This window comes from Pseudomonas sp. zfem005 (assembly GCF_032621735.1).
Classification (GTDB): Bacteria; Pseudomonadota; Gammaproteobacteria; order Pseudomonadales; family Pseudomonadaceae; genus Metapseudomonas; species Metapseudomonas solani.
On the sequence record NZ_JAVYJE010000004.1, the window covers coordinates 316108 to 329249 of the forward strand.

At 67.0% G+C, this 13142-nt stretch carries 10 protein-coding genes; all 10 read left to right on the forward strand.

Annotated elements, in window-relative coordinates; all coding sequences use genetic code 11:
- Positions 1–60 precede the first annotated feature (60 nt).
- The 10 genes from tssA (at position 61) to RTW82_RS11055 (ending at position 13013) form a co-directional block, all read left to right on the forward strand.
- Positions 61–1095: a type VI secretion system protein TssA gene (tssA, locus tag RTW82_RS11010; protein ID WP_316925103.1), complete on the forward strand. Its 1035-nt coding sequence runs from the start codon at positions 61–63 to the stop codon at positions 1093–1095.
- Between the two features lie 93 nt (positions 1096–1188).
- On the forward strand, positions 1189–1704 hold the full coding sequence (tssB, locus tag RTW82_RS11015) for a type VI secretion system contractile sheath small subunit (protein ID WP_021217506.1): 516 nt from the start codon (positions 1189–1191) through the stop codon (positions 1702–1704).
- Between the two features lie 12 nt (positions 1705–1716).
- Positions 1717–3213: a type VI secretion system contractile sheath large subunit gene (gene tssC, locus RTW82_RS11020; RefSeq protein ID WP_021217507.1), complete on the forward strand. Its 1497-nt coding sequence runs from the start codon at positions 1717–1719 to the stop codon at positions 3211–3213.
- A 73-nt stretch (positions 3214–3286) separates the two neighbouring features.
- Positions 3287–3775 carry an Hcp family type VI secretion system effector gene (locus RTW82_RS11025; protein ID WP_031287032.1) on the forward strand — a complete coding sequence of 163 codons (489 nt, stop codon included), beginning with the start codon at positions 3287–3289 and terminating at the stop codon, positions 3773–3775.
- A gap of 229 nt (positions 3776–4004) precedes the next feature.
- Complete coding sequence (locus tag RTW82_RS11030) at positions 4005–4790, forward strand: type VI secretion system accessory protein TagJ (protein ID WP_021217509.1); 786 nt, start codon at positions 4005–4007, stop codon at positions 4788–4790.
- 2 nt (positions 4791–4792) lie between these two features.
- Entirely contained in the window at positions 4793–5311 is a 519-nt protein-coding gene (gene tssE / locus RTW82_RS11035) for a type VI secretion system baseplate subunit TssE (RefSeq protein ID WP_021217510.1), read from the forward strand.
- Positions 5308–7167, forward strand: a complete 1860-nt coding sequence (tssF, locus tag RTW82_RS11040; RefSeq protein ID WP_031287034.1) for a type VI secretion system baseplate subunit TssF — start codon at positions 5308–5310, stop codon at positions 7165–7167. Before tssE ends, tssF begins: the two co-directional genes overlap by 4 nt.
- Entirely contained in the window at positions 7131–8159 is a 1029-nt protein-coding gene (tssG, locus tag RTW82_RS11045; RefSeq protein WP_021217512.1) for a type VI secretion system baseplate subunit TssG, read from the forward strand. The genes tssF and tssG overlap by 37 nt, the downstream gene beginning before the upstream one ends.
- Positions 8160–8273: 114 nt before the next feature.
- Entirely contained in the window at positions 8274–10973 is a 2700-nt protein-coding gene (gene tssH / locus RTW82_RS11050; protein WP_316925104.1) for a type VI secretion system ATPase TssH, read from the forward strand.
- Between the two features lie 126 nt (positions 10974–11099).
- Entirely contained in the window at positions 11100–13013 is a 1914-nt protein-coding gene (locus tag RTW82_RS11055; protein ID WP_374981907.1) for a type VI secretion system Vgr family protein, read from the forward strand.
- The last annotated feature ends 129 nt before the right edge of the window (positions 13014–13142 follow it).

Here is a 13142-nt window from a genome sequence, read left to right on the forward strand (position 1 = left end):
ACGTTCACTCTGAATACTGCTCGCCTTTACCTCTGAGGCCTGACAAGGAGAACACCCACCGTGGTGGATGTGTCGCGTTTGCTATCCCCTGTTTCCGCTGATTCGCCTTGCGGCGACGACCTCGAATACGACGCTGCGTATCTCGAACTGGAACGTATTGCCCAAGGGCAACCCGAGCGCCAGATGGGCGACTCCGTACTCCCCGCCGAGCCCCCTGTCTGGCGTGATGTCCGTGAGCTGTCCAGTGAGCTGCTGCAACGCAGCAAAGACCTGCGCATCGCCAACTATTTCCTGCAGAGCACCCTCGCCCTCGAAGGGCTGCCGGGTCTCGCCCAGGGCCTGATCCTGGTGCGCGAGCTGCTGACCCAATACTGGGACGGCCTGTACCCGCAGCTCGACGCCGACGATGACAACGACCCCACCTTCCGCATCAACGCCCTCACCGGGCTTGCGGCGGAACCGGTGATCCAGCTGCTGCGCGAAAGCAGCCTGACCAGCTCGCGGGCCTTTGGCTCGGTGAGCCTGCGTGCCGCCCTCAACGCCCTCGACCTGCAGCGCTTCCCCAGTGAAACGCTGACCCCCGAGCAGTTGCAGGGCGCCTTCCGCGACAGCGATGAAGCGCTGCTCGCCAGCACCCGCAACGCCCTGACCGATGCCCAGTCCGCGCTGGCCACCATCGAGTCGACCCTTTCCGATCGCGTGGGCTCGGCCCAGAGCGCCGACCTCGGCGCCCTCAAGCAGTTGCTGCGCCACGCCCTGCAGATCCACAAGGACCAGGCCCCCGGCGACGACGCCGTAGCCGACGAGCCGGCGGCCGGTGACGACACCGCCAGCGGCGCCGGCAGCACCAGCAGCGCACCGAGCGCCCGCGCCACGCCGCGCATCTCCGGCGAGGTGACCAACCGCGACGACGTGCTCAAGACCCTGGATCGCATCCTCGAGTACTACGCGCGCCAGGAGCCATCGAGCCCGGTGCCGATCCTGCTCAAGCGTGCGAAGACCCTGGTCACGGCCGATTTCGCGGCGATCGTGCGCAACCTGATCCCGGATGGGATGTCCCAGTTCGAGAATTTGCGGGGCCCCGAGTCCGAATAGTGCAGGGCACGTTCGAAGCGGGTTCACGCAACCGTTACCGGCTAGCTGCCGATGACGCCAATACAGCCGCACAGGCAGCGAAGGAGGAGCACCATGGGTAGCACCAGCAGTCAGAAATTCATCGCACGCAACCGCGCGCCCCGCGTCCAGATCGAGTACGACGTGGAACTCTACGGCGCCGAGAAGAAGGTGCAGTTGCCCTTCGTCATGGGCGTCATGGCCGACCTCGCCGGCAAACCGGCCGAACCCCTGGCCGCCGTCGCGGACCGCAAGTTCCTGGAGATCGACGTCGACAACTTCGACTCGCGCCTCAAGGCCATGAAGCCGCGCGTCGCCTTCAACGTGCCCAACGCCCTGACCGGCGACGGCAACCTTTCCCTGGACATCACCTTCGAGAGCATGGACGACTTCAGCCCCGCCGCCGTGGCGCGCAAGGTCGACTCGCTGAACCAGCTGCTCGAAGCCCGCACCCAGCTCGCCAACCTGCTGACCTACATGGACGGCAAGACCGGCGCTGAAGAGCTGATCATGAAAGCGATCAAGGACCCGGCCCTGCTGCAGGCCCTGGCCAGCGCGCCGAAGCCGCAAGACAACGAGCCGCAAGCTTAAGAGGACACCCAGATGGCCGAATTGATGACCGACGCTGCGCCCCAGGGCGGCGAAGCGACCGAGCAGACCAGCGAGTTCGCCTCGCTGCTGCTGCAGGAATTCAAACCCAAGACCGAGCGTGCCCGCGAAGCGGTGGAAACCGCCGTGCGCACCCTCGCCGAGCATGCCCTGGCACAGACCAGCCTGATCTCCAACGATGCGATCAAGTCGATCGAATCGATCATCGCTGCGATCGACGCCAAGCTCACCGAGCAGGTCAACCTGATCATGCACCACCCGGATTTCCAGCAACTGGAAAGCGCCTGGCGTGGCCTGCATTACCTGGTGAACAACACCGAGACCGACGAGCAGCTGAAGATCCGCGTGCTGAACATTTCCAAGGGCGAGCTGCACAAGACCCTGAAGAAATTCAAAGGCACCGCCTGGGACCAGAGCCCGATCTTCAAGAAGCTCTACGAAGAGGAATACGGCCAGTTCGGTGGCGAGCCCTACGGCTGCCTGCTGGGCGACTACTACTTCGACCAGTCGCCGCCGGACGTGGAGCTGCTGGGCGAGATCGCCAAGGTCTCCGCCGCCATGCACGCGCCGTTCATCTCCGCCGCCTCCCCCACCGTGATGGGCATGGGTTCCTGGCAGGAGCTGTCCAACCCGCGTGACCTGACCAAGATCTTCACCACCCCGGAATACGCCGGCTGGCGCTCGCTGCGCGAGTCCGACGACGCGCGCTACATCGGCCTGACCATGCCGCGCTTCCTGGCCCGCCAACCCTACGGTGCCAAGACCGACCCGGTGGAAGAGTTCGCCTTCGAGGAAGACACCGCCGGCGCCGACAGCGCCAAGTACACCTGGGCCAACTCGGCCTACGCCATGGCGGTGAACATCAACCGTTCGTTCAAGCTCTACGGCTGGTGCTCGCGCATCCGTGGCGTGGAGTCCGGTGGTGAAGTGCCGAACCTGCCGGCGCACACCTTCCCCACCGACGACGGTGGCGTGGACATGAAGTGCCCGACCGAGATCGCCATCTCCGACCGCCGCGAGGCCGAGCTGGCGAAGAACGGTTTCATGCCGCTGCTGCACAAGAAGAACACCGACCTGGCGGCCTTCATCGGCGCCCAGTCCCTGCAGAAGCCGGCCGAATACGACGACCCGGACGCCACCGCCAACGCCAACCTGGCGGCGCGCCTGCCGTACCTGTTCGCCACCTGCCGCTTCGCGCACTACCTCAAGTGCATCGTTCGCGACAAGATCGGCTCGTTCAAGGAGAAGGACGACATGCAGCGCTGGCTGCAGGACTGGATCCTCAACTACGTCGATGGCGATCCCGCTCACTCCACCGAAACCACCAAGGCGCAGCACCCGCTGGCAGCCGCTGAAGTGGTGGTCGAGGAGATCGAGGGCAACCCGGGCTATTACAGCTCGAAGTTCTACCTGCGTCCGCACTACCAGCTCGAAGGGCTGACCGTGTCGCTGCGCCTGGTATCCAAGCTGCCTTCGGCCAAGGGGGCCTGAGGCGCGTCACTTTAAGCGCCCGCCAGGTGGCGGGCGTCTCTGACAAAGTGGCGAAAGCCACGAAGGAGGAATGATGGCTGTAGATATGTTCATCAAGATCGGCGACGTCGAAGGCGAGTCCGCCGACAAGAGCCACGGCAAGGAAATCGACGTGCTGGCCTGGAGCTGGGGCATGTCCCAATCCGGCAACATGCACCAGGGTGGTGGCGGCGGCGCCGGCAAGGTAAGCGTGCAGGACCTGTCGCTGACCAAGTACGTCGACAAGTCCAGCCCCAACCTGATGATGGCCTGCTCCAGCGGTAAGCATTACCCGGAAGCCAAGCTGACCATCCGCAAGGCGGGCGGCGAGTCGCCGGTCGAGTACCTGATCATCACCATGAGCGAAGTGCTGATCTCCTCCGTGAGCACCGGCGGTAGCGGTGGTGAGGATCGCCTGACCGAAAACATCAGCCTGAACTTCGCCCAGGTGAAGGTCGACTACCAGCCGCAGAAAGCCGACGGCGCCAAAGATGGCGGCCCGGTCAAATACGGCTGGAACATCCGCGAGAACGTCAAGATCTGATGCTCTCTCATCCGGGCCTGCGCAAGCGGGCCCGGATGCGTTTCAAGCCACCCTCCCCCGGACCGACCATGGCCAGACCCTTGCCCGATTCCCACGCAGCGGCCTCCCCTCCGCCGGTCGACCTTCGTGACGCTGCCCACTGCCGCCTGCCCCAGGCCGCAGTGGAGAGCGCCACCTCGAGCCACATCCCCCATTCCCTTCGCGCAGCCCGGCTGCAGGCAGGACGACCATGACCGCCGAAGAACTACTGCGCGCAGGACGCGCCGACGAAGCCCTGAAGTCCTTGCAGGACCAGGTGCGTGCCCAACCTTCCAACGCCGAGCTGCGGGTGTTCCTGTTCCAGCTGCTGGCGGTGCTCGGCCAATGGAGCCGCGCGCAGAACCAGCTGAAAGTCGCCGGCGAGCTGGATGCCAGCACCCTGGCCATGGTGCAGACCTACCGCACCGCCCTGGAATGCGAAGCCCTGCGCGCCGAAGTGTTCGCCGGCCGCCTCACCCCCGTGGTGCTGGGCGAGCCCGCCGAATGGGTGGCGCCGCTGATCCAGGCCCTCAAGCATGACGCCGAAGGCCAGCACGAAGCCGCCCAGGCCCTGCGCGACCAGGCCTTCGAAGCCGCCCCCGCCGTCGCCGGCACCCTCAACGACCAGCCCTTCGAATGGTTCGCCGACGCCGACCCGCGCCTGGGCCCGGTGCTCGAACTCATCGTCAACGGCCGCTACGTGTGGCTGCCGATGCACAACATCCAGAGCCTGGTGACCGAGGCCCCCACCGACCTGCGCGACCTGGTGTGGCTGCCGGTGGAAGTCACCCTGGTCAACGGTGGCGCCACCGTGGGCCTGATCCCCAGCCGCTACCCGGGCAGCCAGGACGACGCCGACGGCGCCATCCGCCTGAGCCGCAAGACCGACTTCCTCGACGACGGCCGCCCCATCGGCCAGCGCCTGTTCGTCACCGACCAGGGCGACACCGCGCTGTTCGAGCTGCGCACCCTCGCCTTCGGGCAGCCGGAGGCCTGAGCATGGCCGAGCTGACGCTGCAGGAACGTCTGCAACCCTCCCTTCTGGACCGGTTGACCGACGAAGACCCGAGCAACGCCAAGGAGAGCGTCGACAAGCGCGTGCTCTCCCTGACCCAGCTCAAGGCGTCCGTCCTGCGCGACCTGGCTTGGCTGTTCAACACCATCGCGCCGCTGGACAGCGAGACCTCCAGCGAGATCCAGGCCGGCAACTCGGTGGTCAACTACGGCCTGCCGCCGCTGGCCGGGCACACCGCCTCCAGCGTCGATGTGCAGGCCATCGAGGCCCTGCTCACCGAGACCATCGCCGACTACGAGCCGCGCATCATTCGATCCACCTTGCGCGTGCGCGCCCAACTGGCAGCCGACCAGATGAACCACAACGCCCTGTCCTTCGAGATCGAAGGCGACCTGTGGGCCGAACCCGTGCCCCTGCGCATGCTCCTCACCACCGACCTGGACCTGGAGACCGGCCACGTGCAGATCGTCCCCGCCGACCACCTGCGGAAGCGCAACAAATGAACCCGCGCATGCTCGAGTACTACAACCAGGAGCTGCAGCACATCCGCGAAAGCGCGGCGGAATTCGCCGGCGAGTACCCGAAGATCGCCAGCCGCCTGACCCTCTCCGGCATCGACTGCGCCGACCCCTATGTCGAGCGCCTGCTGGAAGGCTTCGCCTACCTCACCGCGCGGGTGCAGCTGAAGCTCGACGCCGAGTACCCGACCTTTACCCACAACCTGCTGGAGATCGCCTACCCGCACTACCTGGCGCCGACCCCGTCGATGACCGTGGTGCAGCTGCAGGCCGATCCCAACGAAGGCTCCCTGGCCAGCGGCTTCACCGTGGAGCGCAATGCCTCCCTGCGCGGCCTGCTGGGCACCGACGAACAGACCGCCTGCGAGTACCGCACCTCCCAGCCGGTGACCCTGTGGCCGCTGGAAGTGGCCAAGGTCGAATACTTCGGCAACCCCGCCTCGGTGCTCGGCCGCCTCGCCGCCTCCGAGCCCAGCGCCAAGGCCGCCTTGCGCCTGCGCCTGCGCACCGGTGCCGGGCTGCCCTTCAGCGCCCTACCCCTGGAAAGCCTGTCTTTCTACCTGCACGGCGCTGACGAACAACCCTTCCGCCTCTACGAGCAACTGCTGGGCAATGCCTGCGCGGTGTTCGTCCAGGCCCCCGGTGGCGACTGGGTCGAGCGCCTGCCGCCGGAAAGCCTGCGCCCGCGCGGCTTCGACGACGAGGACGCGGTGCTGCCGGTGGTGCCCCGTGCCTTCCAGGGCTACCGCCTGCTGCAGGAATACTTCGCCCTGCCCAACCGCTTCCTGTTCATCGACGTGGCCAACCTGCGCCGCCCGGTGCAGCGCTGCGCCGGCCAGGAGCTGGACGTCATCGTGCTGTTCAACCGCATCGACCAGAGCCTGGAAGGCAGCATCGGCACCGAGCAGTTCAAGCTGTTCTGCACCCCGGCGGTGAACCTGTTCCCCCGGCGCGCCGACCGCATCCACCTGAGCGACCGCGTGCACGAGCACCAGGTGATCGTCGACCGCACCCGCCCGCTGGATTTCGAGGTGCACTCGCTCACCGAGGTCAGCGGCCATGGTGCCGGCCCCGAGCAGCCCTTCCAGCCCTTCTATGCCGTGCGCGACCCGTCCCGCTATGGCCGCGAGCAGGCCTGGTACACGGTGCGCCGCGAGCCCCGCGTGCTCTCCAGCAAGCAGCGCCGCAAGGGCCCGCGCTCCACCTACATCGGCAGCGAGACCTTCGTTTCCCTGGTGGACGCCAACCAGGCGCCCTACCGCCACGACCTGCGCCAGCTGGGCATCGGCGCGCTGTGCACCAACCGCGACCTGCCGCTGTTCATGCCGGTGGGCAACGGCCGCAGCGATTTCACCCTGGAAGACAGCGCCCCGGTGGTGTCCGTGCGCTGCCTGGCCGGGCCGAGCCGGCCGCGCGTGAGCCGTGCCCATGACGCCAGCGCCTGGCGCCTGATCAGCCAGCTGTCGCTCAACTACCTGTCGCTGAGCCAGGAAGGCCAGGGCGCCGCTGCCCTGCGCGAACTGCTGCGCCTGTATGGCGACCCCACCGACTCGGCGCTGCAGATGCAGATCGAAGGCCTGCGCCAGGTCACCAGCAAACCCTGCACGCGGCGCCTGCCGATGCCGGGGCCCATCGTCTTCGGCCGCGGCCTGGAGATCGGCCTGGAGTTCGACGAGAACGCCTTCCGCGGCACCGGGGTCTTCCTCCTGGGCGCGGTGCTGGAACGTTTCCTGACACGTTACGTGTCAATCAACAGCTTCACCGAAACGGTGATGCGGACCACTGAACGGGGCGAGGTGATGCGATGGCGGGCGAAGCCCGGACGCCGTCCGAATCTGTGAACACCCTCGCGGCCATGGAGACCGCGCCCTGGAACTACGATTTCTTCCAGGCGCTGCGCCGCATCGAGTGCGAATTCCCCGAGCGCCCGCGCCTGGGGCATTCCGTGCGCCTGGCCGACGACCCGCTGCGCCTGGGGCAGAAACCCGATTGCGGCTTCGCCCCCTCGACCCTGGCCAGCGTCGAGCACAACCCCGATGGCACGCCGCGCATCGAGCAGTACTTCTTCGGCCTCACCGGCCCCAACGGCCCGCTGCCGCTGCACCTGACCGAATACGCCCGTGAACGCCAGCGCAACAACGCCGACGCCACCTTCAAGCGCTTCCTCGACGTCTTCAACCACCGCCTGCTGACCCTGTTCTACCGCGCCTGGGCCGAAGCCCGGCCGACCGTGAGCCAGGACCGCCCCGGCGACGACTACTGGTCGCCGCGCCTCGGCGCCCTCTCCGGCCGCGGCATGCAGAGCCTGATGGGCCAGGGCCCGATCGACGACGCCGCGCGCTATTACTTCACCGGCCACCTGGCGGCACAGACCCGCTACCCGGACGGCCTGCGCACCATACTCGCGGAGTTCTTCGGCGTGCCCGTGGCCATCGAGGAGTACGTCGGCCAATGGCTGGAACTCCCCGAATACAGCCGCCTGGGCGCCCAGGCCAGCACCCTGGGCGTCGACCTGTGCCTGGGCACCCACGTGTGGGACCGCCAGCACAAGTTCCGCATCCGCATCGGCCCGCTGGGCCTCTCGCAGTACCAGCGCTTCCTCCCCGGTGGCGAGCTGTTCCATGAACTGGCCGCCTGGGTCGCCGAATACCTGGGCGAGGAGCTGGACTGGGACAGCAACCTGGTGCTGGAACGTGACGAAGTGCCGCCCATGACCCTGGGCGGCGGCGACCGGCTGGGCTTTAACACCTGGCTGGGCAAGCCCGAAGGCGACGCCGACGACCTGCTGCTGGCGGTGAGCCACCTGAACCACGGTGCGGAGGCGCGCGCCTGAGTGCACGCCACCGCGACCCGCCGATAGAAAAAACACGAAGCGCATGGAGTGCTTCAGACAGGACCAACCACACGGCCATCACAGCAAGCGTGCCGTCAGGAAAAGGAGAGCAAGATGAGCGAAATCAGTCGTGCCAAGCTGTTCGGAAAGCTGAACAGCCTCGCCTACAAGGCGATCGAAGCGGCCACGGTGTTCTGCAAGCTGCGTGGCACCCCCTATGTCGAACTGGTGCACTGGTTCCACCAGGTCCTGCAGCTGCAGGATTCCGACCTGCACCAGATCATCCGCCAGTTCAACATCGAACCCGGGCGCCTGGCCAAGGACATCACCGAGGCGCTGGATCGCCTGCCCCGTGGCTCGACCTCGATCACCGACCTGTCCTCCCACGTCGAGGAAGCGGTGGAGCGCGGCTGGGTCTACGGCAGCCTGATGTTCGGTGAAAGCCAGGTGCGCACCGCCTACCTGGTGGTGGGCATCCTCAAGACGCCGAGCCTGCGCCACGCGCTGACCTCCATTTCCCGCGAGTTCGACAAGATCAAGGTGGAAACCCTGATCGAGCGCTTCGACGAGATCGTCGGCAGCTCCCCGGAAAACGCCCTGACCGCCACCGACGGCTTCAACGCCGGCGCTGCCCCGGGCGAAGCCAGCGGTGCCATGGCCCCTTCCGCCATGGGCAAGCAGGAAGCGCTGAAGCGTTTCACCGTCGACCTCACCGAGCAGGCCCGCAGCGGCAAGCTGGACCCCATCGTCGGCCGTGACGACGAGATCCGCCAACTGGTGGACATCCTCATGCGTCGCCGCCAGAACAACCCGATCCTCACCGGCGAGGCCGGCGTGGGCAAAACCGCCGTGGTGGAAGGCTTCGCCCTGCGCATCGTCGCCGGCGACGTGCCGCCCTCGCTGAAGGACGTCGAACTGCGCGCCCTGGACGTGGGCCTGCTGCAGGCCGGCGCCAGCATGAAGGGCGAGTTCGAACAGCGCCTGCGCCAGGTGATCGAAGACGTACAAAGCTCGCCCAAGCCGATCATCCTGTTCATCGACGAAGCCCACACCCTGGTGGGTGCCGGTGGCGCCGCCGGCACCGGCGACGCGGCCAACCTGCTCAAGCCGGCCCTGGCGCGCGGCACCCTGCGCACCGTCGCGGCCACCACCTGGGCCGAGTACAAGAAACACATCGAGAAGGACCCCGCCCTCACCCGCCGCTTCCAGGTGGTGCAGGTGGACGAGCCGTCCGAGCACCGCGCCATCCTGATGATGCGCGGCGTCGCCTCGACCATGGAGAAGCACCACCAGGTGCAGATCCTCGACGAAGCGCTGGAGGCGGCGGTCAAGCTGTCCCACCGCTACATCCCCGCACGCCAGCTGCCGGACAAGTCGGTGAGCCTGCTGGACACCGCCTGCGCCCGCGTCGCCATCAGCCTGCACGCCGTGCCGGCCGAGGTGGACGACAGCCGCCGTCGCATCGAGGCCCTGGAAACCGAGCTGGCCATCATCGGCCGCGAGCACGCCATCGGCGTCGCCATCGGCAGCCGTCGCACCGACGTCGACAACGCGCTGGTGGAAGAGCGCGGCCGCCTGGCCGAGCTGGAAGCCCGCTGGAACGAAGAGAAGGCCCTGGTGGACGAGCTGCTGGCCACCCGCGCCAGCCTGCGCGCCGCCGCCGAACCGGTGGACGGCACCAGCCGCGAAGGTGGCGCCGATGCGCCGAGCCTGAGCGAAGACGAGCTCAATGGCCTGCGCGCCAAGCTGGCCGACCTGCAACAGCGCCTGAGCACGCTGCAGGGCGAGAACCCGCTGATCCTGCCGACCGTGGACTACCAGGCCGTGGCCTCGGTGGTGGCCGACTGGACCGGCATCCCGGTGGGCCGCATGGCCCGCAACGAGATCGAGACCGTGCTCAACCTGGGCACCCACCTGAAGAAGCGCATCATCGGCCAGGACCACGCCCTGGAGATGATCGCCAAGCGCATCCAGACCTCCCGCGCAGGGCTCGACAACCCCAGCAAGCCCATCGGCGTGTTCATGCTCGCCGGCACCTCGGGCGTGGGCAAGACCGAAACCGCGCTGGCACTGGCCGAAGCCATGTACGGCGGTGAGCAGAACGTCATCACCATCAACATGAGCGAGTTCCAGGAAGCCCATACCGTCTCCACCCTCAAGGGTGCCCCGCCCGGCTACATCGGCTACGGCGAAGGCGGCGTGCTCACCGAGGCGGTACGGCGCAAGCCCTACAGCGTGGTGCTGCTGGACGAGGTGGAAAAAGCCCACCCGGACGTGCACGAGATCTTCTTCCAGGTGTTCGACAAGGGCGTGATGGAAGACGGCGAAGGCCGGGTGATCGACTTCAAGAACACCCTGATCCTGCTCACCACCAACGCCGGCACCGACCTGATCGCCAGCCTGTGCAACGACCCCGAGCTGATGCCCGAACCCGAAGGCATCGCCAAGTCGCTGCGTGAGCCGCTGCTGAAGATCTTCCCGCCGGCCCTGCTCGGCCGCCTGGTGACCATCCCCTACTACCCGCTGACCGACGAGATGCTGAAGAGCATCACCCGCCTGCAGCTGGGCCGCATCAAGAAGCGCGTGGAGGGCTCGCACAAGGTGCCCTTCGACTTCGACGACAAGGTGGTGGACCTGGTGGTTTCGCGCTGCACCGAAACCGAGAGCGGCGGTCGCCAGATCGACGCCATCCTCACCAACAGCATGCTGCCGGACCTCTCCCGCGAGTTCCTCGGCCGCATGCTGGAAGGCCGCAAGGTCGAGAAGGTGGTGGTGGGCGCCGAGAACGGCGAGTTCACCTACAGCTTCGATTGAAGCGACGCGGCGCACTCCGCCCTGGAGTGCGCCGCCTGATATAAACGGTTCCGGCGCGTCGGAACCCGGCAGTGACGCGCGCAGCGCTAAGGAAGTAGTGGGATGGCGATTACGCAACGGGCACGCATGGCCAAGGTCAGCAGCCCGCTGGGCGGCGATGCATTGCTGCTGGACCGGCTCGACGGCCATGAGGAACTGGGGCGGCTGTTCGACTATGAACTGAGCCTGATCTCCGAGGATCACTCGATCCAGCTCGACGCCCTGCTGGGCAAGCCCATGGGCGTTTCCCTGGAGCTGCCCGACGGCAGCCAGCGCTACTTCCACGGCATCGCCTGCCGCTGCAGCCAGGCCGCCGGCACCGGCCAGTTCGCCGCCTACCAGGTGAGCCTGCGGCCGTGGTTCTGGTTGCTGTCGCGCACCTCCGACTGCCGCATTTTCCAGAACAAGACGGTGCCGGACATCATCAAGCAGGTGTTCCGCGACCTCGGCTTCTCCGACTTCGAAGACGCCCTCACCCGCCCCTACACCGAGTGGGAATACTGCGTTCAGTACCGCGAGACCAGCTTCGAGTTCGTCAGCCGGCTGATGGAACAGGAAGGCATCTACTACTACTTCCGCCACGAGCAGGCGCGCCATGTGCTGGTGCTCTCCGATGCCTACGGTGCCCATGCGCCGGTGGCCGGCTACGCCACGGTGCCCTTCTACCCGCTGGCGGACCAGATGCGCGAACGCGACCACGTCTATGACTGGTACCTGGCGCGCGAGGTGCAGCCGGGTTCGCTGTCCCTCAACGACTACGACTTCCAGCGCCCCAGCGCCCACCTGCAGGTGCGCTCCACCGTCAGCCGCGCCCACAGCAACGCCGAGCACCCGCTGTACGACTACCCGGGCGAATACACCCAGAGCCAGGACGGCGAGCAGTACGCGCGCAACCGCATCGAAGCCATCCAGACCCAGTTCGAGCGCGTGCAGTTGCGCACCAACGCCCGCGGCCTGGGCTCGGGGCACCTGTTCAAGATGAGCGGCTACCCCCGTGCCGACCAGAACCGCGAATACCTGATCGTCGGCGCGCGCTATTCGGTCAGCCAGGAAAGCTATGAAAGCGGCGCCTCGGGCGGCCCGCTGCAGTTCGACAGCTCGCTGGACTGCATCGAGGCGCGCCAGCCCTTCCGCCCCATGCCCACCACCATCAAGCCCATCGTCCAGGGCCCGCAGACGGCCATGGTCGTCGGCCCGAAAGGCGAGGAAATCTGGACCGACCAGTACGGCCGGGTGAAGGTGCATTTCTACTGGGACCGCCACGACCAGTCCAACGAGAACAGCTCCTGCTGGATACGCGTGTCCCAGGCCTGGGCCGGCAAGAACTGGGGCTCGGTGCAGATCCCGCGCATCGGCCAGGAGGTGATAGTCGGCTTCCTCGAAGGCGACCCCGACCGGCCGATCATCACCGGCCGCGTGTACAACGCCGAGCAGACGGTGCCCTACGAGCTGCCCGCCAACGCCACCCAGAGCGGCACCAAGAGCCGCTCCAGCAAGGGCGGCACGCCGGCGAACTTCAACGAAATCCGCATGGAGGACAAGAAGGGCGCCGAGCAGCTGTACATCCACGCGGAACGCAACCAGGACATCGCCGTCGAGCACGACGAATCCCACTGGGTCGGCCACAACCGCACCAAGAGCGTGGACAACGACGAGCTGGCGCGCATCGGCCAGGACCGCACCCGCGCGGTGAAGCGCAACGACACCCTGATGGTGGGCGGCGCCAAGACCGACAGCGTGAGCACCCAGTACCTGATCGAAGCCGGCGCGCAGATCCGCCTGGTGTGCGGCAAGAGCGTGCTGGAGTTCAACGCCAGCGGCGAGATCAACATCTCCGGCACCGCCTTCAACCTCTACACCAGCGGCAACACCGCCATCGACACCGGCAGCCGCCTCGACCTCAACTCCGGGGTCGCCAGCGAAGTGCCGAACAAGGGCAAGGGCATCAAGGGCACCATCGACGCCATGGTCAAGGCGCTGTTCCCCCCGCCCAAGGCCTGATCGCCCGGCCGATCACCCATGCCTCCGCCGCGTAGGGTGGACCCCGCGCCATCGCTCCACCTTGCGTGTTCGCCGGCCACTCCGCTGGTGGATGAAAAAAGCGCCATCCACCCTACACACCGGTTGGCA

Coding starts and splice junctions, on each gene's coding strand:
- tssB (WP_021217506.1), top strand. CDS start 1,189: ATGGGTAGCACCAGCAGTCAGAAATTCATCGCACGCAACCGCGCGCCC.
- tssC (WP_021217507.1), top strand. CDS start 1,717: ATGGCCGAATTGATGACCGACGCTGCGCCCCAGGGCGGCGAAGCGACC.
- RTW82_RS11025 (WP_031287032.1), top strand. CDS start 3,287: ATGGCTGTAGATATGTTCATCAAGATCGGCGACGTCGAAGGCGAGTCC.
- RTW82_RS11030 (WP_021217509.1), top strand. CDS start 4,005: ATGACCGCCGAAGAACTACTGCGCGCAGGACGCGCCGACGAAGCCCTG.
- tssE (WP_021217510.1), top strand. CDS start 4,793: ATGGCCGAGCTGACGCTGCAGGAACGTCTGCAACCCTCCCTTCTGGAC.
- tssF (WP_031287034.1), top strand. CDS start 5,308: ATGAACCCGCGCATGCTCGAGTACTACAACCAGGAGCTGCAGCACATC.
- tssG (WP_021217512.1), top strand. CDS start 7,131: ATGGCGGGCGAAGCCCGGACGCCGTCCGAATCTGTGAACACCCTCGCG.
- tssH (WP_316925104.1), top strand. CDS start 8,274: ATGAGCGAAATCAGTCGTGCCAAGCTGTTCGGAAAGCTGAACAGCCTC.
- RTW82_RS11055 (WP_374981907.1), top strand. CDS start 11,100: ATGGCCAAGGTCAGCAGCCCGCTGGGCGGCGATGCATTGCTGCTGGAC.